General features: G+C 72.3%; 16 protein-coding genes. 8 read left to right on the top strand and 8 right to left on the bottom strand.

Features of this window, described 5'->3' with window-relative positions:
* Positions 1-4: 4 nt before the first annotated feature.
* Together ABD987_RS22505 and ABD987_RS22510 are read left to right on the top strand one after the other, a co-directional pair.
* The gene (locus ABD987_RS22505; protein ID WP_345396894.1) at positions 5-649 is read left to right on the top strand and encodes a TetR/AcrR family transcriptional regulator C-terminal domain-containing protein; all 645 of its coding nucleotides are present in this window, start codon (positions 5-7) and stop codon (positions 647-649) included.
* A gap of 40 nt (positions 650-689) precedes the next feature.
* The gene (locus ABD987_RS22510) at positions 690-2,165 is read left to right on the top strand and encodes an FAD-binding oxidoreductase (protein ID WP_345396897.1); all 1,476 of its coding nucleotides are present in this window, start codon (positions 690-692) and stop codon (positions 2,163-2,165) included.
* Here the strand turns inward: ABD987_RS22510 and ABD987_RS22515 are convergent.
* Complete coding sequence (locus ABD987_RS22515) at positions 2,162-3,607, bottom strand: aldehyde dehydrogenase family protein (protein ID WP_345396900.1); 1,446 nt, start codon at positions 3,605-3,607, stop codon at positions 2,162-2,164. The two genes, ABD987_RS22510 and ABD987_RS22515, sit on opposite strands and share 4 nt — an antisense overlap.
* Before the next feature lie 155 nt (positions 3,608-3,762).
* On the opposite strand from ABD987_RS22515, the gene ABD987_RS22520 reads away from it, so the two are divergent.
* Complete coding sequence (locus ABD987_RS22520) at positions 3,763-4,389, top strand: rhomboid family intramembrane serine protease (RefSeq protein WP_345396903.1); 627 nt, start codon at positions 3,763-3,765, stop codon at positions 4,387-4,389.
* A gap of 57 nt (positions 4,390-4,446) precedes the next feature.
* Here ABD987_RS22520 and ABD987_RS22525 read toward each other — a convergent pair whose 3' ends face one another.
* The gene (locus ABD987_RS22525; protein ID WP_345396906.1) at positions 4,447-5,019 is read right to left on the bottom strand and encodes a DinB family protein; all 573 of its coding nucleotides are present in this window, start codon (positions 5,017-5,019) and stop codon (positions 4,447-4,449) included.
* Between the two features lie 270 nt (positions 5,020-5,289).
* Between ABD987_RS22525 and guaA the strand changes: the two genes are divergently transcribed.
* Positions 5,290-6,846 (top strand): glutamine-hydrolyzing GMP synthase, encoded by a 1,557-nt coding sequence (gene guaA / locus ABD987_RS22530; protein ID WP_345396909.1) that lies wholly within the window; start codon positions 5,290-5,292, stop codon positions 6,844-6,846.
* Positions 6,847-6,928: 82 nt separating this feature from the next.
* On the opposite strand, the gene ABD987_RS22535 is transcribed toward guaA, so the two are convergent.
* Both ABD987_RS22535 and ABD987_RS22540 read right to left on the bottom strand, forming a co-directional pair.
* Positions 6,929-7,174 (bottom strand): hypothetical protein, encoded by a 246-nt coding sequence (locus ABD987_RS22535; protein ID WP_345396912.1) that lies wholly within the window; start codon positions 7,172-7,174, stop codon positions 6,929-6,931.
* Complete coding sequence (locus ABD987_RS22540) at positions 7,167-8,489, bottom strand: PspC domain-containing protein (protein ID WP_345396915.1); 1,323 nt, start codon at positions 8,487-8,489, stop codon at positions 7,167-7,169. The genes ABD987_RS22535 and ABD987_RS22540 overlap by 8 nt, the downstream gene beginning before the upstream one ends.
* 116 nt (positions 8,490-8,605) lie before the next feature.
* Between ABD987_RS22540 and ABD987_RS22545 the strand changes: the two genes are divergently transcribed.
* The 3 genes from ABD987_RS22545 to ABD987_RS22555 all read left to right on the top strand — a co-directional run bounded on the left by ABD987_RS22545 (position 8,606) and on the right by ABD987_RS22555 (position 12,510).
* Entirely contained in the window at positions 8,606-9,955 is a 1,350-nt protein-coding gene (locus ABD987_RS22545; RefSeq protein WP_378214149.1) for a PspC domain-containing protein, read from the top strand.
* Between the two features lie 7 nt (positions 9,956-9,962).
* Positions 9,963-10,670, top strand: a complete 708-nt coding sequence (locus ABD987_RS22550) for a response regulator (protein ID WP_378214148.1) — start codon at positions 9,963-9,965, stop codon at positions 10,668-10,670.
* Positions 10,671-10,887: 217 nt separating this feature from the next.
* Positions 10,888-12,510, top strand: a complete 1,623-nt coding sequence (locus ABD987_RS22555) for an ATP-binding cassette domain-containing protein (RefSeq protein WP_345396921.1) — start codon at positions 10,888-10,890, stop codon at positions 12,508-12,510.
* Between the two features lie 182 nt (positions 12,511-12,692).
* On the opposite strand, the gene ABD987_RS22560 is transcribed toward ABD987_RS22555, so the two are convergent.
* Entirely contained in the window at positions 12,693-13,640 is a 948-nt protein-coding gene (locus ABD987_RS22560; RefSeq protein ID WP_345396924.1) for a DMT family transporter, read from the bottom strand.
* Between the two features lie 103 nt (positions 13,641-13,743).
* On the opposite strand from ABD987_RS22560, the gene ABD987_RS22565 reads away from it, so the two are divergent.
* Complete coding sequence (locus tag ABD987_RS22565; protein WP_345396927.1) at positions 13,744-14,646, top strand: LysR family transcriptional regulator; 903 nt, start codon at positions 13,744-13,746, stop codon at positions 14,644-14,646.
* Here ABD987_RS22565 and ABD987_RS22570 read toward each other — a convergent pair.
* The 3 genes from ABD987_RS22570 to ABD987_RS22580 form a co-directional block, all read right to left on the bottom strand.
* Positions 14,643-15,758, bottom strand: a complete 1,116-nt coding sequence (locus ABD987_RS22570; RefSeq protein ID WP_345397519.1) for a serine/threonine-protein kinase — start codon at positions 15,756-15,758, stop codon at positions 14,643-14,645. The two genes, ABD987_RS22565 and ABD987_RS22570, sit on opposite strands and share 4 nt — an antisense overlap.
* A gap of 13 nt (positions 15,759-15,771) precedes the next feature.
* Positions 15,772-17,436 carry a serine/threonine-protein kinase gene (locus ABD987_RS22575; protein ID WP_345396930.1) on the bottom strand — a complete coding sequence of 555 codons (1,665 nt, stop codon included), beginning with the start codon at positions 17,434-17,436 and terminating at the stop codon, positions 15,772-15,774.
* Between the two features lie 207 nt (positions 17,437-17,643).
* Positions 17,644-18,522 carry a hypothetical protein gene (locus tag ABD987_RS22580; protein ID WP_345396933.1) on the bottom strand — a complete coding sequence of 293 codons (879 nt, stop codon included), beginning with the start codon at positions 18,520-18,522 and terminating at the stop codon, positions 17,644-17,646.
* Positions 18,523-18,722 lie beyond the last annotated feature (200 nt).

An 18,722-nucleotide genomic window follows, 5' to 3' on the forward strand; every position in this document is an offset into this window, starting at 1 on the left:
TGTCATGAGCGATCGACGGGCCCGGCCGCGCGCGGGCCTGACCAGGGAGCGGATCGTCGACGTCGCGCTGGAGTTCGTCGACGAGCACGGGGTCGCCGCGCTTTCGATGCGCAAGCTCGGCGCCGCGCTGGACGTCGAGGCGATGACCCTCTACCACTACGTGCCCAGCAAGGACGCGTTGTTCGAGGCACTGGTCGATCGGCTCACCGTGCCGATGGGCGGGGTACGGCCCGAGCCGGGGGAGCGGTGGGAGCGGTGGCTGGGGCGGCTCGCCCGCGCGTACCGCGCCGAGCTGCTGGCACACCCCGGAGTGCTGCCCCTCGCCGCGACCCGGCCGGTGACCAGCCGGGTCGCGCTCGGGCACGTGGAGGCCGCGCTCCGGGTGCTCGTCGACGCCGGATTCGGGCCGGTCCGCGCGCTCGACGTGCTGAACACCGTGATGACGTTCGTGCTCGGGCACACGCTCGCCGAGGCGGGGCGCACGCCCGGCGCCGAAATGTCCGATGTGGATAGTCTCGGCGAGCTCGACGCGACGGAGTTTCCGCTGCTGGCGCGGGCGCTGGCGGAGGGCGCGCGGCACGGCGAACGGTTCGAGTTCGCGCTCACCGCGCTGCTGGCCGGGCTGGTGGCGGATGCCGTCGGTGGGTGAGGCCGCGCAACCGTGCCGCGCCACGGACGTCTATCAGGGCATGAGTGTCGGACGAAGGACGTTCCTACGGCTGGCCGGGGCATCGGCCGTCGGCGCGGTGGCTGTCGCGTGCTCGCCGGGCCGCGGCACGTCGCCGTCGGTCCCGCCCGCGCGGCCGCCGGCCACACCGTCCACATCGGCCAGTCCGCCGCCGTCGGGTCCGCCCGACTGGGACGCCTTGCGCGGCAAGCTTTCCGGCGGGCTCGTGCTTCCCGGCGACGGTGGTTTCGACACCGCCAAGCGCGGCTACAACCCGCTCTTCGACGGGCACACACCCGCCGCGGTGGTGAAATGCGTGAGCGCGGAGGATGTCCAGGCGTGCGTCACCGCGGCCGCGCGGCGGCTCCCGATCGCGGCGCGCGGCGGCGGGCACAGCTACGCCGGATACTCGGTGCCCGACCGCGGTCTGGTACTCGACCTCGGCAAGATGTCCACTGTGGACGTACAGGGTGATCGGGTCGTCGTCGGGGCCGGTGCCCGGCTCAAGGACGTCTACGCCGCGCTCGGCAGGGCGGGGCGCAGCCTGCCCGCCGGTTCCTGCCCGAGCGTCGGCATCGCCGGGCTCACCCTCGGCGGCGGGATCGGTGTGCTCACCCGGAAGTACGGCCTCACCTGTGACCACCTGGAGTCCGCGCGGATCGTGACGGCGGACGGCAAACTGCGTACGGCGTCCGCCCAGTCCGAACAGGATCTCTTCTGGGCGCTGCGGGGCGGCGGCGGAGGGAACTTCGGTGTGGTCACCTCGTTCACCTTCCGGACCGACCCGGCGCCGAGTGTCACCACGTTCTCGCTGAAGTTCCCGTCAGGTGCGGCGGACGACGTGCTGAACGCCTGGCAGTCCTGGGTTTCGGCCGCGCCGCGGGAACTCTGGTCGACCCTCACGATCTCCGGCGGTTCCCCGGTGCAGTGCCGCGTCGGCGGGTGCTACGTCGGCGGTTCCGCCGCGCTGGCCCCGTTGCTGAACGACCTGGTGTCCCGGTCGGGGGCGACGCCGACCTCGCGCAGCGCGCGCGGCATGGGTTACGCGGCCGCGATGGACTACTTCTCCGGCAGCGAGGACCGTGAGTCCTTTGTGGCCTCTTCGCGGATCATCACCGAACCCGTGGACGGCGGCAAGATCACCGAGCTCGCGTCGGGGCGGTCCGGAACGGATCTGCTCATCGACAGCCTCGGTGGCGCGGTGAGTGACGTGGCACCGACGGAAACCGCTTTCTGGCACCGCAAGGCGATCGCCAGCGTGCAGGTCTACGCGCGGGCGACGGCGGGGAACCGGGACGCGGTGACCCGGTCGGTCGGCGAGGTCGTCGCGGGGCTCGCCACCGCCGGGGCGCGCGGCGGCTACGTCAACTACATCGATCCCGACCTGCCCGACTGGGCCACCGCGTACTACGGCGACAACGCCGCCCGGCTCAAGCAGGTCGCGAAGACCTACGACCCGGACGGCGTGTTCCGTTTCGCCCAGGGAGTGGCCGCCTAGAGCTCGATCCCGGTGAACACCGTGACCCGCTCCTCGGTGAGGTCGTTCATCGCCGACAACACGCCTTCGCGGCCGACGCCGGAGCCCTTGACGCCGCCATAAGGCATCTGGTCGGCCCGGTAGGAGGGCACGTCGCCGATGATCACGCCGCCGACCTCCAGCTCCGAGGAGGCGTGGAAGGCCAGCTGCACGTCGGTGGTGAACACCCCGGCCTGCAAACCGTACGCGGATTCGTTGACCGCGGCGAACGCCTCGTCCACACCGTCCACAACGGACACCGCGAGCACCGGGCCGAAGATCTCCTCCGCCCACGCCTTCGCGTCCGGGGGCACGTCGGTGAGCAACGTCGGCGCCACGCTCGCGCCCTCGCGGGTTCCGCCGGTGAGCACCTTCGCGCCGCCCGCCACGGCTTCGCCGATCCACGCCTCGATCCGCTCCGCGGCGGCCTCGTCGACGACCGGGCCGACGTCGGTGTTGCGGTCGTAGGGATCACCGGTCCGCTGTGCCTCGACGGCTTCCCGCAGCGCCGGAAGGAATTCGTCGGCGACGGCGGCGTCGACGATCACCCGCTGGACCGCGATGCACGACTGTCCCGCCTGGTAGTTGCCGAACGTCGCGATGCGCTGGGCGGCGCCTTCGGGGTCGGGCCAGTCCCGCAGCACGACGGCCGCCGCGTTGCCGCCGAGTTCGAGCACGACGTGCTTGCGCGGCGCGGCGTCGGCGAGCGACCAGCCGACCGGGCCGGAGCCGGTGAAGGACACGACCGGCAGCCTGGCATCGGCCACCAGCGCCGAGGTCTCCTCGTTTCCCAGCGGCAGCACGGAAAACACGCCCTCCGGCAGTTCCGTCTCGGCCAGGATCTCGCCGAGCACCAGCGCGGACAGCGGGGTGCGCGGGGCCGGTTTGACGATGATCGGGGCGCCGACGGCCAGCGCCGGGGCGACCTTGTGCGCCACGAGGTTGAGCGGGAAGTTGAACGGCGCGATCCCGAGCACCGGCCCGCGCGGCACCCGGCGGGTCAGCGCCAGCCGCGCCTCGCCGGACGGGTCGGCGTCCAGCCGCTGGACCTCCCCGCTGAACCGGCGGGCCTCCTCGGCGGCGATCCGGAACACCGAGACCGCGCGGTTCACCTCCGCCTCGGCCCACTTGAGCGGCTTGCCGTTCTCCGCCGTGATCACCTCGGCGATCTCCTCGGCGCGGGCCCCGAGCGCGCGGGAGACGTGGTCGAGCGCGGTGGCGCGGACGTGCGCCGGGGTGCGCCGGAACTCCTTCGCCGCCGACGCGGCCGCGGCGACCGCGCGTTCGACCTGGTCCGGACCCGGCACCGCGACGGTCGCGACCTCGCTGCCGTCGTACGGGTGCCGCACGACGAGTGTCGAGGCGCCCTGCTCGGGGCGTCCGGCGATCCAGGAGGGGCGGGGATCCGGGGTGATCATGTCCATGCGCACCAAGGTATTCGCCGCCGGTCCCGCCGGTGCGCATCCCCACCCGACCGGGTCACCCGGCGGGTCGCGGCCGGTTCCCGGCGACACTTCGCCGGGTGGAGTGGTGACAAACGTCGTGGGTGGGTCCCGCGTCGCCGAATTACCTTTTCCCCATGCGCACTGTCGAGTCCCGCCTGGCGGCCCGGAATCCGTACTTCGCCGTCTTCGCCCGGATCGGTGCGCCCCGGCGGCCGGTGCTGACCGCGGTGGTGTTCGTCGTGACGGCGCTGACCGGTGTCGTGCAGCTCCTCGTCCCCGCCCTGTACGACCACGTGCGGCGCGACGCGGCGGCGATCGACGCCGGCGAGTGGTGGCGGCTGGGTACCGGGATGTTCTTCCAGGACGGCTGGGCGCTCGGGCTCGTGTTCAACCTGGCGGTGCTGGCGTTGTTCGGGTTCGCCGCGGAGCGGGTGTTCGGCCGGTGGCGGTGGCTGGTGCTCTACTTCGGCTGCGGCCTGTTCGGGCAGACGATGAGCTACCTGTGGCTGAACCCCGTCGGGGCGGGGAACTCGATGTGCGTCGCCGGGCTGCTCGGGGCGCTGACGACGGCGGTGCTGCTGGCGCCGTCCCGGTGCGGGGTCCCGGTGGAAGCGCGGCTGCGGCTCGGCGCGCTCGTGATCCCGGCGCTCGCGATCGTCGGCACCCTGCTGCACGACAACCACGGCCTGCCCACGCTCCTCGGCATGGCCCTCGGCTTCCTCCTGCTGCCTCGCCCCGCTTCCGCCGAGGAGCGCGTTTAGCGGGCTAAACGCGCTCCTTAGCGTGCCTAAGCGCCGCGTTTAGCCCGCTAACTGCACTCAGCTGGGGCTGAAGTGACTGGTGTGGCGGTTCCGGTAGAGGTCGCGGAGCAACAGGACCTCGGCGCCGTGGTGGATGGTCTCGCGGTGGATGTGCAGGACGAGGGTGGCCATCGGCAGGTCGCCGTAGGGGCCCTCGGCGGGGCCGCAGGGCTGGGCGAGGCGCTCGTCGTCGAGCCCCCGGACACCGGTGATCCAGTTCGCGTAGGCATCGTCCAGCTGCTTCAGCGCGTCGGCCGCGGTGAGCGCGTACGGGAACGTGCTGTAGTCCATCGACGGACCGCCGAAGTGGGAGGCGGCGCGCAGGCCGAGGACACCCACGATGACGTGGGTGAGGCGCCAGGCGATGGTGGTCACCGGCGGCGGCTCCGGCGCCGGGTGGGCCCAGTCGATGACGCGCTCACCGCCCAGCCCGGCGTCGTCGCCGTCCCGGCGCGGGCGCACGGTCCAGCAGCCGTCCACGGGTTCCCAGAGGTATTCGTCGTCGGTCAGGTCCGCGAGTTTGGGGCGGAGGTGGTTGTGCCAGTGCCAGTCGAGTTGCTCGGCGAGCTGGGCCGGCCAGTCGATGCTCATGTCCTCCGACGGTAGGGCCGATCGAGGTCAGCCACAGTCCTCGTTACCCGCCGATTTGATTGCTTGCGCCCGCTAAGCGCCGCGTTTAGCCCGCTAAATGCACTCACTTGGGGCGCGTGGGGCTGATGGGGCGGTGGGACCGGGGCGGGGACGAGGTGGGGACGAGGTGGGGGAGAGCGTGGGGAGCGGGCGGGGGCTGGGTCCCGGGTGACCCGGCCCACCTGGGACGATAGGAGCAGTAGCGTGCTCGCCGTCGCCAGGAGGTCGTAGGTGCCCAGTCCCACCGGTCCGGTTCTCGTCGTGGACTTCGGGGCGCAGTACGCGCAGCTGATCGCCCGGCGGGTGCGCGAGGCGCAGGTCTACTCCGAGGTCGTGCCGCACACCGCGACCGCCGCCGAGATCATGGCGAAGAACCCGTCCGCGATCATCCTGTCCGGTGGCCCGGCCAGCGTCTACGCCGAGCACGCGCCGAACATGGACGCCGAGCTCGTCGAGGCGGGCGTCCCGATCCTCGGCATCTGCTACGGCCACCAGGTGCTCGCCCGCGCGCTCGGCGGCACCGTCGAGCCCACCGGCATCCGCGAGTTCGGCCGCACCGAGGTCCGGGTCGAGGGCGAGGGCGGTGTCCTGCACGCCGGGCTGCCCAGCAGGCAGACGGCCTGGATGAGCCACAACGACAGCGTCACCAAGGCCCCCGAGGGCTCGGTCGTCACCGCGTCCTCCGAGGGGGCCGCGGTCGCCGGGTTCGAGGACGTCGAGCGCCGCTTCGCCGGGGTCCAGTACCACCCCGAGGTCGCGCACTCGCCGCACGGCCAGGAGGTGCTGCGCCGCTTCCTGCACGACATCGCCGGTGTCCGTCCACAGTGGACGACAGCGTCGATCGTGGACGAGCAGGTCGCCCGTGTCGCCGCGCAGATCGGCGAGGGGCGCGCGATCTGCGCGCTGTCCGGCGGCGTCGACTCCGCGGTCGCCGCCGCGTTGGTCCAGCGCGCCATCGGCGACAGGCTGACCTGCGTGTTCGTCGACCACGGGCTGCTGCGGGCGGGCGAGCGCACCCAGGTCGAGCGCGACTTCGTCGCCGCCACCGGGGTCAACCTGGTGACCGTCGACGCGCGGGAGCGCTTCCTCGGCGCGCTGGCCGGGGTCACCGACCCCGAGGAGAAGCGCAAGATCATCGGCCGCGAGTTCATCCGCGTGTTCGAGCAGGCCGAGCGCGACCTCAAGGCCCAAGGCGACTACCGGTTCCTGGTGCAGGGCACCCTCTACCCCGACGTCGTCGAGTCCGGCGGCGGCGAGGGCGCGGCGAACATCAAGAGCCACCACAACGTCGGCGGCCTGCCCGACGACCTGCAGTTCGAGCTGGTCGAGCCGCTGCGGCTGCTGTTCAAGGACGAGGTGCGCCGGGTCGGCCTCGAACTGGGCCTGCCGGAGACGATCGTGCAGCGCCAGCCGTTCCCCGGGCCGGGCCTGGGCATCCGGATCATCGGCGAGGTGACTGCCGAGCGCCTGGAGACGCTGCGGGCGGCGGACGCGATCGCCCGCGAGGAGCTGACCGCCGCCGGTCTCGACCGGAGCATCTGGCAGTGCCCGGTGGTGCTGCTCGCCGACGTCCGCAGTGTCGGCGTCCAGGGCGACGGCCGGACCTACGGGCACCCGATCGTGCTGCGGCCGGTGTCCTCGGAGGACGCGATGACCGCCGACTGGACCCGCCTGCCGTACGAGGTGCTGGAGCGCGTTTCGACCCGGATCACCAACGAGGTGGCCGAGGTCAACCGCGTGGTCCTCGACGTCACGAGCAAGCCGCCGGGCACCATCGAGTGGGAGTGACCCGCGCGCTCCCGTGACACCACGGACACCAAAAGGGGGAGGCCCCGGGTGAGGGGACCCGGGGCCTCCGTGTGAGAAGTGGTCAGTGGCGGCGTTTGCGGAAGGACGCGCCGAGCAGGAGCACCCCGACGAACACCGCGGCTCCCGCGATCATCCAGCGGAAGTCGAAGCGGGGCAGCCAGGTCGCGCCGTCCGAAAGCACGTAGCCGGACACCAGCAGCGTCGCGATCCCGATGATCAGGGTGAACGCGTCGACACCGCGGCTCGCGGGCTTGGCCGTGGTCTCGGCCGGACCTTCGTCGTAGGCGTACGGGTTGTCCTCAGCCACGGCGCACCTCCACATCGCCCAGGGTGTTCGTCACGGTCAGGGTGATCTTCTGGCCGCCGGGGCCGTCGGTGCCGTCGTCGGTCACCACGGTCGGGCTCTGCCCGACGCCGGAGGAGCCGTGGTCGAGGCAGTCCACTTGGCCCGCGTCGGACTTGCAGGTGACCGTGACGTCGGCCGTCTCGGGCACGATCACCTTGGTGTCGCCGGCGCCGTTGGTGACCGTCGTGGTGATCGGCTCCCCGGTGGGCAGCCCGGTCAGGTCGAGGCGGATGTCTCCCGCCGTGTGCTGGTAGCTCGGCAGCACCTCGGCCGCCGTCCGCGGCGTGGCCTTCAGGTCACCGACGCCGCCGCGCAGCGTGAAGTTGTCGAACGGCACGGTGGTCAGCACCATCCCGGCGATCGCCAGCGGCACCGCGAGACCGATCAGCCCGCGCCCGCCGTTGCGGAACGCCCCGGCCACCAGCCCGACCCCGACCACGGCGAGCATCATGCCGATGATGTGCGGCAGCGTGAACCAGCTGTTGCCGTCCAGGCTCAGCGCGACCCCGGCGCCGCCGGTGAGGACGGCGAGCCCGAACGCCGCCGAGCCGATCCGGGACCGGCGCCCCCTCGGCGCGGGTGATCCGGGCGGTGGTCCCGGCCGCGGCGGCTCCGGCGGCGGCGCGGCCTCCGGCAGGTCCCAGCCCGCCGGGTCGGCCGCCAGCGGGTCGAAACCCGTGGACGACGGCGCCTGCGCGGTCGTCGTGTCGGTCATCGTGAAAGCTCCGTTCCCCAGTGAAGTCTCCGCGAACCCCGCGGTGGCGAAGGGTGTGGTGGCGTGCTTGCCCCGCGGCGTCACCGGATCGGGCCGGTTGAACCTGCCGCGGCCCCGGTGCAGCAGGTACAGCGTCGCGGTGGTGAGCGCGAGCCCGAGCAGACCGCCGCCGTCGAACCAGCCGCCCCCGCCGAAGGCGGTGAACACGGACGGGAGCAGGGCCACGCACAGCAGGACGGCGAACGCGGGCGACACCGACGAACGGCCACGCCCGATGAGCGCCTCGAACCCGGAGACCTCGTCGCTCTCGCCGGGGAAGAACAGCCAGCCGAGGAGATAGAAGGCCACGCCGAAGCCGCCGAAGACGGTCGCGACGACCAGCGCCACCCGCACCACGACCGGGTCGATGCCGTAGCGGTTTCCCAGGCCGGCGGCCACGCCCGCGAACTTCCGCCCGGAGAACGGCCGTCGTGGCCTGCTCACCCAGAAGTCCTTCACGGTCTCTTCGAAGTCGTTCACCAGCCGAGGCTTCGAGGTCCGCGACTCACTCGCACCACTCATACCGCAAAGCATGGGGCACGCGCGCGCCCCGGACATCCGGGATGGACCCTGAGGTTTCCCCAGAGTCCCAGGGTCAGGGGTTTCCCTGATGGATCACCACGTCGCGGCGTGTGACGATGGACGGTGTGCAGGACTCCCACGACCAGGACACCGCCGAGCAGGTGACGTCGCAGGCCGCGGCGCCGGCCATGCCCATCGTGCCGGTCGCGCCCGCCGGGCCGCCGAAGATGTTCCGGCGCCGGTCCGGCCGCGCGATCGCGGGGGTGGCCGGCGGCCTCGCCGACCACCTCGGGGTACCGGTCGTCTGGGTCCGTACGGCGTTCGCGCTGCTCGCGGCGGTCAACGGGGCCGGGCTACTGGCCTACGGCCTGCTGTGGGTGTTCGTCCAGCAGCGCGCCGAGGACGCCGAACAGCCCGAGACCACCGGCAAGGAACGGCAGCAGGCCTTCGGCCTGGTCGCGCTCGGGGTCGGGCTCGCCGTCGCGAGCGGCACGCTCACCGGGTTCATCAGCGGCTGGGTCGCGGTACCGCTCGCGGTCGCGATGATCGGTGCCGCGGTCGTCTGGCGGGAGGCCGACGAGTCGCAGCGGCGCCGCTGGCGCACCGGCGCGAAGGACAGCGTCGCCGGGGCGTTCCTCGGCGGGGGCGGCTGGAAGGCGGTCATCCGCGTCGTCGCGGGCGTCGCGCTGGTGATGACCGGCATCGGCGTGGTCGTCCTGCGGTCCGGCAGTTTCGACCAGGTCCAGTTCGCGCTGATCGCGGTGCTCGCGACGCTCATCGGGGTCGCGGTGCTGACCGTGCCGTTCTGGATCCGCCTCGTCCGCGACCTCAGCGACGAGCGCAAGGCCCGCATCCGGACCGACGAGCGCGCCGAGATCGCCGCGCACCTGCACGACTCGGTGCTGCAAACGCTTGCGCTGATCCAGAAGCAGGCCGACTCCCCGCGTGAGGTGGCGCGGCTGGCACGTGGCCAGGAACGGGAACTGCGCGGCTGGCTCTACGGGCCGTCCGGGTACGGCAAGAGCGCGGAAAGCGGGAAGAAGGACGAAGCCTCGGTCAGCGCCGGATCGCTGTCGGAGGCATTGGCCACCGCGTGCGGAGAGGTCGAGGACACCTTCGCGATCTCGGTCGGGCAGGTCGTCGTCGGCGAGGCCGAACTGGACGAGTCGCTGACCGCGCTCGTGCAGGCCGCGCGTGAGGCGATCGTGAACGCCGCCAAGCACGCCGGTGTCGAAGAGGTCAGCGTCTACGCGGAGGTCGAGCCCACCGAGGTCACGGTCTTCGTGCGTGACCGAGGCAAGGGTTTCGACCCGGACGTCGTCCCGGCCGACCGGCACGGACTCGCCGATTCGATCCGCGGGCGGATGGACCGGCACGGCGGGACGTGCAAACTGCGTACCGCGCCGGGAGAGGGCACCGAGGTCCAGCTCGCCATGCCGGTGAAGGCGGGCAAGGGTGTCGCCTGAGGCCGCTATGCTCGAAGACGCGGCCGACGAGGGGAGCAACGTGACGGAGAACCAGCAGGCGCGGGAGCCGGTGAAGGTCTTCCTCGTCGACGACCACGCGTTGTTCCGCGCCGGGGTGCGCACCGAGCTCGACGCCATCACCGACGAGGTCCGGGTGGTCGGCGAGGCGGGTTCGGTCGGCGAGGCGGTCGCCGGGATCGCCAGGGTGAAGCCGCAGGTGGTCCTGCTCGACGTGCACATGCCCGACGGCGGTGGCGCCGAGGTGCTGCGCCGGGTGCGCCCGGAGCTGCCGGACGTCGTGTTCCTCGCGCTCTCGGTGTCCGACGCGGCCGAGGACGTCATCGCGGTCATCCGGGCCGGGGCGCGCGGCTACGTCACCAAGACGATCTCGTCGAAGGAACTCGTGCGCGCGGTGGTCCGGGTCGCCGACGGCGACGCGGTGTTCTCGCCGCGGCTGGCCGGGTTCGTGCTGGACGCCTTCGCGGACCGGCCGGGGTCGGCGCCGATCAACGACCCCGAGCTGGACCTGCTGACGCCACGCGAGCGCGATGTCCTGCGCCTGCTCGCCCGCGGGTACGCCTACAAGGAGATCGCCGCCGAACTGTTCATCTCGGTGAAGACGGTCGAGACGCACGTGTCGAGCGTGCTGCGCAAGACCCAGCTGTCCAACCGGTACGAGCTTTCCCGCTGGGCTTCCGACCGCCGCCTGGTGTAGCCACCGTACGGTAAAAGCGTTTGCGGTGCCGTTCGCGGCTCCGTTACCGTCGATGCCGTGATGTACCACTACTTCCTCTGATGGCACCAACAGGGCCCGTGGGTGTTCCGGGGTCCCTGTTCCCGGTGACCACTGTCCATTTCGGACTACACGGATACCGCCGCGCGCTCCCGGATTTCCGGTGGCAGTGCGCGGGTGTCCGTCACAGGAGGAAGTCATGACTCGCTCTTTAGTCGTACCCGCGCGCCATCGGGCGCATCTCACCGCGTCGGACCTGCACGTCGCCCGGGGCGGCAAACCCGTGCTCACCGGCGTCGACCTGACGGTTTCCCCGGGCATCCGCCTGGGCGTCGTCGGGGAGAACGGACGCGGGAAAACCACGCTGCTGCAGGCGTTGTCGGGTGCGCTGGCACCGGACAGCGGCTCGGTGCGGCTGGTCGGCACCTTCGGTGTCGCGGACCAGGAAATGCCGATCGCGGACGACCGCACCGTCGGGGACCTGATCGACGTCGAACTGGCCGACGCCCGGTTCGCCGTGGCGGAACTCGACGCCGCGACCGAGGCACTGGCCGAGGAACGGCCCGGCGCGGAAGAGCGCTACGCCACCGCTCTCGCGGCGGCGGAATCGCTGGACGCGTGGGACGCGGACCGCCGTGTCGACCTTTCGCTGGCCGCGCTCGGTGCCGTCGCCGATCGGTCACGGCCGCTGGCGACGCTGTCGGTCGGCCAGCGGTACCGCGTCCGGCTGGCGTGCCTGCTCGGCGCCGGCCACGACCTGCTCCTGCTCGACGAGCCCACCAACCACCTGGACGCCGGCGGTCTCGCGCATCTCACGACGCGGCTTCGGGAGTACCCCGGTGGAGTGGTGCTCGTGAGCCACGATCGGGCGTTGCTCAGCGACGTCGTCACGGCGGTGCTCGACCTCGACCCGACCCGGGACGGGCGTCCGCGCACCTATGGCGGTGGCTACGCGGGTTACCGCGAGGGCCGCCGTGCCGAGCGTGAGCGCTGGCTCGCCGAGTACCGGGAGCAGCAGGCCGAGCACCAGCGGCTGGCCGGGGACCTCGCCGCGGCGCAGGACCGGCTCTCGACCGGGTGGCGCCCGGCGAAGGGGACGGGCAGGCACACCCGGGCGACGCGGGCACCGGGTCTGGTGCGGGCGGTGCACCGTCGGCAGGAGGATCTGGAAGCGCACGTCGTCGCCGTCCCCGAACCGCCGTTGCGGCTGGAGGTGCCCGAACTCCCGGTGATGCCGGGCGTGACGGTGCTGGCGGCCGAGGACGTCACGGTCGGCGGCAGGCTGACCCGGCCGTGTTCGGTGTCGCTCCGGTCGGGGGACCGCCTGGTGGTTACGGGCGCGAACGGCGCCGGGAAGTCGACGCTGCTGTCGCTGCTCGCGGGTGCGCTCGCGCCGGCGTCCGGGACGGTGCGCCGGGCGCGGGCCGCCCGGGTGGCGTTGCTGGCGCAGGAGTCGCCCGTGTCGTCACGGCGATCCGCGCGGGACGTCCACGCCGCGGCGGTCGGCGAACTCGTCGTCGCGGGGCGGCTGCGCGAAGCGGAGGTCGTGTCCCTGGCTCGGCTGGGTGTGCTGTCGGCGGCCGACGCCCGGCGCCGGGTGTCCGAGCTGTCGATCGGCCAGCAACGACGGCTCGACCTCGCGCTGCTGCTGGCGTCGCGACCGCACGTCGTACTGCTCGACGAGCCGACGAACCACCTGTCGATGACGCTCGTCGAGGAACTGACCGAGGCGCTGACCGCGACCGGCGCGGCCGTCGTGCTCGCCACGCACGACCGGCAGCTCCTGCGCGACACCGCGGACTGGCCCCGGCTCCGCCTCTGACCCGCCGCCCGTGCCGGGCCGGTCACCTTGGGACCCCCAGCGCCCCAAGGTGACCGGCTCTGGCCCCGTACCGCTCCGTTTCCGAAAACTTGCGTGCGCACCCTAAAGAGCGCGTTTAGCCCGCTAAATGCACTCTGGTGGGGCGGGTGGGGCTGGTGTGGCGATTGCGGGGAGGGGCGAGGTCATTCGGTGGCGGAGGCGAGGGACTTCCGCTCCGTTTCGGACCCGTCGGGCCGGGCGGTAGCAAAGGTCCCTTGCTCCCTTTTGCGGAGGCGGGTGAGGGCCACGCCGCCGAGGACGACGAGCATCCCGGCGATCACCCTGAGGTCGAGCCGCTCGTGCAGGAACACGGCCCCGAGCAGCACCGACACCACCGGCAGCAGATAGCCGACGACCGACGCCGCGACCGCGCCCTCACTGGCCAGCAGCTGGTAGTTCAGCACGAACGCGATCCCGGTCGACCCGATGCCGAGGACGAGCACGGCGATCACCGGCACCGGGCCAAGGTGGATCGGGCCGAGCCCGCCGACCGGCAGCGCCAGCAGCAGGAACCCGGTCGCCAGCAGCATCTGGCCGCCGGAAAGCGCGTAGGGCGACACCCCGGCTCCAGACAGGTAGCGGCCCTCGTAGACGAACGCGAACCCGTAGCTCGCCGCGGCCGCGAGGCAGGCCAGCGCGCCCCAGCTCAGCAGCCCGGACGCCTGCCACGGTGCGAAGATCAGCAGGATCCCGGCGAGCCCGACGATCAGCCCGGCGACCCGGACCGGCGTCATCCGGCTCGGCACGCCGAGCATCGGCGCCACGACCAGCACCCACAGCGGGGTCGTCGAGTTCAGCACGCCGGTGATGCCGGAGTCCACAGTGGTCTCGCCGATCGCGAACAGGAGAAACGGCAGCGCGTTGTGGAAGAACGCGGCCACCGCCAGGTGTCCCCAGGTCCGGCGGTCGGCGGGCAGCCGGTCCCCGAACAGCCGGCACAGTGCGATCAGCACCACCGCCCCGAGCGCGACCCGCGCGAGCACCAGTTGCACCGGTGACAACGCCTCGAGCCCGAGCTTGATCCAGAAGAAACTCGACCCCCACATCAGCGCGAGCGCGGCGATCCGCAGCAGGGTCTTGGTCTCACTCACCCCAGTCCTCCTCAAACGATCACCCCCAGCCTCGCCGCGAGAAGACGTAAGGACAAGCGAATATAACTACACGAACAGTTAAGGAGATCTGTAGTATTGAGGCATGCTGGACGTGCGGCGCATGCAGGTGCTGCGCGCGGTGATCACCAGCGGATCGATCACCGCCGCGGCGCGCAACCTCGGCTACACCCCGTCCGCGATCAGCCAGCAGCTGTCCACTTTGGAGCGTGAGGCCGGGGTCGAGCTGCTGGAGCGCGTCGGCCGCGGTGTGCGGCCCACCCCGGCGGGCGCGCTGCTGTCCGAGCACGCGGAGACACTCAGTTCCGAGCTCGCCCGTGCCGAAGCGGCGCTCACCGAACTCAAGGCGGGCCGCACGGGCAGTCTCGGCATCCGCTACTTCGCGACCGCGGGCGCGGCACTGGTGCCGCCCGCCATCGCCGCGGTGCGCCGCGAGCACCCTGGCGTCCGGCTCGACCTCAAGCTCGTCGAACCGGACGACCCGCTGCCCGAGGTGGAGCGGGGCCACGCCGACGTCGCCATCGTGGTGACCCCGCACCAACGCTCGGACGCCAAGGGCGTCGAGTTCGTGCACCTGCTCGACGATCCGTACCGGGCGGTGCTGCCGAAGGCACATCCGCTGACCCGTGAACGCGTGGTCGACCTCGCCGAACTGGCCGACGAGCCATGGGTCGGCATCGACGGGATACCCGGGATCTGCCGCAACATCCTGCTCGACGCCTGCGCGTCGGCGGGTTTCGCGCCGAACTTCGTCGTGGAGTCCGAGGACTACCAGACCGCGCAGGGGTTCGTCGCCGCCGGTCTCGGCGTCGGCCTCATCCCCGACCTCGGGCTCGGCACCCCGCATCCCGGCGTCGTGACGCGCAGGGTCCGTAACCCCGGCCCGTTCCGCTCCATCCACGCGGCGGTGGCCGAACGCGCCCGCAGCCGACCGGCCGTGTGCACGCTGCTCGACGCGCTGCGCGAGGCGACGGGCAAGGTGTCCTAGAGGAAGAGCAGCTCCGAAATGCCGATGCCGACGAGCACCGCGACCACGATCGCGGCCACCGTGAGCACCCACTTCCGGGTCGTCGGGGACATCCCGGGTCGCGACGACCCGGCCGGGGACGGCCGCACCGGCGCCGCGGCCGACGGCGGCGCCGCCTGAGCCGTCGGCGGCGCGTACTGCTGCGTCGCCATCGGGTGCGGCATCTGCTGGGTCGCCGCCTGCTGTGGCGCGACCTGCTGCTGCGGGAGCGGTACCGGGGAGACCGGCAGCTGCTGCGGGACCTGCGCCGCGGTGACCGGCCACGAGGCGGGCACGGTCGGCATCGCCGGCGCGGTCGGCGGGATGAACGCCGTCTCCTTGCCCTCGGTGATCGCGCTCAGCGAGTGGACGGTGTCGGCCATGGTCGGCCGGACCAGCGGATCCGCCCGCAGCATCTTGCGCAGCGCGCCGCTGAGCACACCCGCCCGCTGCGGCGGCCGTTCCGAGGACTGCCCGTCCTCACCGAACGGCGCGAGCCCCTCGACCGCGGCGTAGAGCGTCGCGCCGAGCGAGAAGACGTCGGCGGGCATGGACGGCGGAAGACCGCGGGTCACCTCCGGCGCGCGGTAGGCCGGGGTCGGGCCACCGCCGGTGATGCCGATGTCGGTCAGCTTGACCCCGCCGTCGTCGGCCAGCAGCACCGTGCCCGGTTCGAGCGTGCGGTGCACGATCCCCGCCGCGTGGATCGCGGTCAGCGCCTTGCCCAGCTGGATGCCGAGCGACGCCGCCTGTTCCGGGGTGAGCGTGCCGTGCTCGGTCAGGAACGTCGACATGCTGCGCGAGGGGATGTACTCCATCACCAGCCAGATGTCCTCGCCGTCGGGCAGGACGTCGAACACCTTGATCGCGCAGGGGTGCTCGATCCGCGCCGCGTCCTTGCCCTCCTGCATCGCCGCCGCCCGCGCCTGCTCGGCGCGCTCGGGCGGCAGCCCGACGGGCAGGTACATCCGCTTCATCGCCACGGTGCGGAACAACCGGGTGTCGAACGCGAGCCACACGATGCCCGCGCGGCCCCGGCCGATCGGCTGATCCAGCCGGTACCGGCCCCCGACGATGCTGCCTTCAGAACTCACCACGAACTCCAGGTTAGGGCGTGGTTGATGACGTCGGCGACGTCGGCGGCGTCGTCTTCGGAGTGGTGGGAGTGGTCGGCGTGGTCTGCTTCGTCGGGGTCGTCTCCGGCGTCGGGGTCGTCTCCCTGGTGGGCGGCGGGTTGTTGTTGGTCGGCGTGTTCCGCGGGGTCGTGCGCCGTGTCGGGGTGTTGTCGTTCGTCGAGGGCACCACGGACGACTCCGTGGTCGTCGGGCTCTCCGAAGTGGACGGTGCGGACTCCGAGGTCGACGGCGGGGCGGAGCTGGGCGCCGGCCGCGGGGGCGCCGCCGGGGTCTCCGGGTTGTTCGAGCCAAGCAGCCACGCCCCGAGCCCGACCAGCGCGACCAGGACGATGCCGCCGATGATCGCGGGCTTCTTCCACGCGCCGGACTTCTCGTCGTTCTCGTCGTCTTCGGGCGTGGTCCGGCCGCGAGCGGGAGGCGGCGGCTGGTCGTAGTCGTCGTACGGGTCGCCGATCAGCTCGGTCCGCTCGGGCGCGGTACCCGCCGCCATCAGCGCGGTGCGCGGGGCGCCGTGCCCGTCGTCGTACTGGCCGTGCCCGTCGTCGTAGTGCTCGTCCGGGTAATAGCCCTGCCGGTCGTAGTCGTCCTCCGGGTAGCCGGAGGCGGGCGCGTAGTCGTCCTCGTCGTCGTAGTACTGGCCCTCGGGTGCCGGGCCGTCGAGCAGCGTGCCCGAGTGCCCGGCCGGGATCTCGTCCTCGCCCGCGAGCGCCGCGGCGCCGAGCGCGCCCGCTCCCGCACCGGCCGCGGCGGCGCCGAGCACCCCGGCCGTCGGCGCGTGCAGGGTATCGTCCGCGGGCCCGCCGAGCGGCGTTTCCCCGCGCGCGACGGCGTCGAGCAGCTCTTCGCACTCCTCGGCGGTCGGCCGGTGCTCGACCTCGGGGTGGAGCAGCACCGCGAGGACACTGGCCAGCGGTCCGGACTGACGCGGCGGGTTGATCTGCCCGGCGGCGACCGCGTGCAGCAGGCTCAGCGTGTTTTCGGAGAGACCGAACGGTGGCTGGCCCTCACACGCGGCGTACAGCGTGGAACCGAGCGAGAACACGTCCGACTCGGGGCCGGGGTCGCCGCCGATGGCGACCTCGGGCGCGAGGTAGGCCGGTGTCCCGGCGATCATGCCGGTCTTGGTGACCGTGACGTCGTCCTTGGCGCGGGAGATCCCGAAGTCGGTGATCTTCACCGTGCCGTTCCCGGCGAGCAGGATGTTGCCCGGCTTGATGTCCCGGTGCACGATGCCCACCGCGTGCGCCTCGCGCAGCGCCGCGGCCACCTGCGCGCCGATCCGCGCCACCTCGACGGGCGGCAGCGTGCGGCGCTCCTGCAGGACCTGGGCCAGGCTCGTGGAGTTGAGGTACTCCATGATCAGGCAGGGCTGGCCGTTGTTGTCGGTGACGACGTCGAACACCGAGATGGCGTTCGGGTGATGCAGCCGTGCCGCGATTCTGCCCTCGCGCATCGTGCGCTGGCGGGCGTCCTCCGCGTCGTGTGCCTCGAGTCCCGGCTGAAGCAGCAGCTGCTTGATCGCCACTGTGCGGCCCAGTACCTCGTCGTGCGCTTGCCAGACGGCACCCATCGCGCCCGTCCCGATCCGCTGGACAATGCGGTATCGGTCGGCGACCAGGCGACCCTCGTCGCTCACGCGACCTCCCTTTGGGGCTCCGACTCGGCGAGACGGTGTTCACCCGTCCCGGCGACGTGACCATGGGTACGTCGCATCTCCGGAGCGTATGCACATGTTGTGGGCTGTGTGCCGGTTTCACCGAGACCGGCCCGTGACAAGGCTAGGTGTTCACTCTGTGCACACACACTCGGCACAGTCCGAACGACCTGTCCTGGCCCCGCGGACTCACATGTACTGGGCCGACAGGACCCTGGCGTCGGCGATCAGACCGGCGGTGTTCTCGGCGAACCGGAGCAGCTGGGTGACCCGCAGCAGGCTGCCGTCGGGCTGGCGCAGCGTGACGACGGCGAGCACGGAACCGTCCGGCTGCACCTGGGTGTCCTTTTCCTGCACGTCGATGGCGTCCATCGCGCTCCAGGCCCGCACGAGATCGCCGGGTTCGCCGCCGGCCAGTGCCGGTGTCAGCTGGGCGAGGGCGCCCTGCGTGTCCCGGCCGATCGTCGCGTAGAAGCGCTTCACCGCTTCCAGCTTGGCGGCCGGTGTCTTCGGCGCGGACGGCGTGGCGGAGCTGGTGGGCGCGGAACTGCTCGACGGCGTGGCCGTCGGGGGCCGCCCCGTTCCCGGTGCCGGCGCGGACGACGAGGGCTCGGGGCGGGAGCCGCGGCTCGTGGTGTCCAGCTGACCGGAGGTGGTGCCGCCGTCGGCGTGGTGCTGCTGCGGGACGGCGCGGCCACCGAGCGCGGCGGCCCCGCTGAACCCGGCGGGCATGGTGGGGGTGTCGGAGACGGTGGCGGGACGGAGCGACCCGGTGAGCGAGGGCGCGACGACCACCGCGGCGGCGACCAGCCCGCCCGCCATGGCGAGCCCGGCCAGCTTCGCGCGGCGGGCGAACCGGTTCTCCGGTACGTCGCCGGTGGCCTCCCGCGCGGCCTCGGCCGCGGCGTCGGGCTGCTTGCGCGGCGGCAGGTACTTCTGCGGCTCGCGGAACACCTGCTCGAGATAGGCACGGTCGGCGGCGTCGACATCGCCGAGGATCTCGGCCGGTATCACGTCCTCGACGCGGACGGCGTCCGGTTCACGCCGTGTGCGCTGTCGGTCAAGCACGAAGTCCTCGCTCTGGGTTCCGGGGAACGACGGTGGGCCGTTCGGCCGCCGCCGCTGGGCCGGATGGCCGATTTGTGGTCGGTTCCGGACCCGCTGTCGTCAGGTAACCCTGCGCGGACGGCAACTACCAGAGCCTGTCGCCGGGATGCCGTCGCGATACGACGAACGGCAGCTTATGTCACCCACCCGGACCAGGGGAT

This window comes from Amycolatopsis samaneae (genome assembly GCF_039541975.1).
GTDB classification, from domain to species: domain Bacteria; phylum Actinomycetota; class Actinomycetes; order Mycobacteriales; family Pseudonocardiaceae; genus Amycolatopsis; species Amycolatopsis samaneae.

Excerpts from the sequence above, each read along its gene's own strand:
- ABD987_RS22505 (WP_345396894.1), top strand. The coding sequence starts at position 5 with ATGAGCGATCGACGGGCCCGGCCGCGCGCGGGCCTGACCAGGGAGCGG.
- ABD987_RS22510 (WP_345396897.1), top strand. The coding sequence starts at position 690 with ATGAGTGTCGGACGAAGGACGTTCCTACGGCTGGCCGGGGCATCGGCC.
- ABD987_RS22515 (WP_345396900.1), bottom strand. The coding sequence starts at position 3,607 with ATGGACATGATCACCCCGGATCCCCGCCCCTCCTGGATCGCCGGACGC.
- ABD987_RS22520 (WP_345396903.1), top strand. The coding sequence starts at position 3,763 with ATGCGCACTGTCGAGTCCCGCCTGGCGGCCCGGAATCCGTACTTCGCC.
- ABD987_RS22525 (WP_345396906.1), bottom strand. The coding sequence starts at position 5,019 with ATGAGCATCGACTGGCCGGCCCAGCTCGCCGAGCAACTCGACTGGCAC.
- ABD987_RS22540 (WP_345396915.1), bottom strand. The coding sequence starts at position 8,489 with ATGAGTGGTGCGAGTGAGTCGCGGACCTCGAAGCCTCGGCTGGTGAAC.
- ABD987_RS22545 (WP_378214149.1), top strand. The coding sequence starts at position 8,606 with ATGGACGGTGTGCAGGACTCCCACGACCAGGACACCGCCGAGCAGGTG.
- ABD987_RS22550 (WP_378214148.1), top strand. The coding sequence starts at position 9,963 with ATGCTCGAAGACGCGGCCGACGAGGGGAGCAACGTGACGGAGAACCAG.
- ABD987_RS22555 (WP_345396921.1), top strand. The coding sequence starts at position 10,888 with ATGACTCGCTCTTTAGTCGTACCCGCGCGCCATCGGGCGCATCTCACC.
- ABD987_RS22565 (WP_345396927.1), top strand. The coding sequence starts at position 13,744 with ATGCTGGACGTGCGGCGCATGCAGGTGCTGCGCGCGGTGATCACCAGC.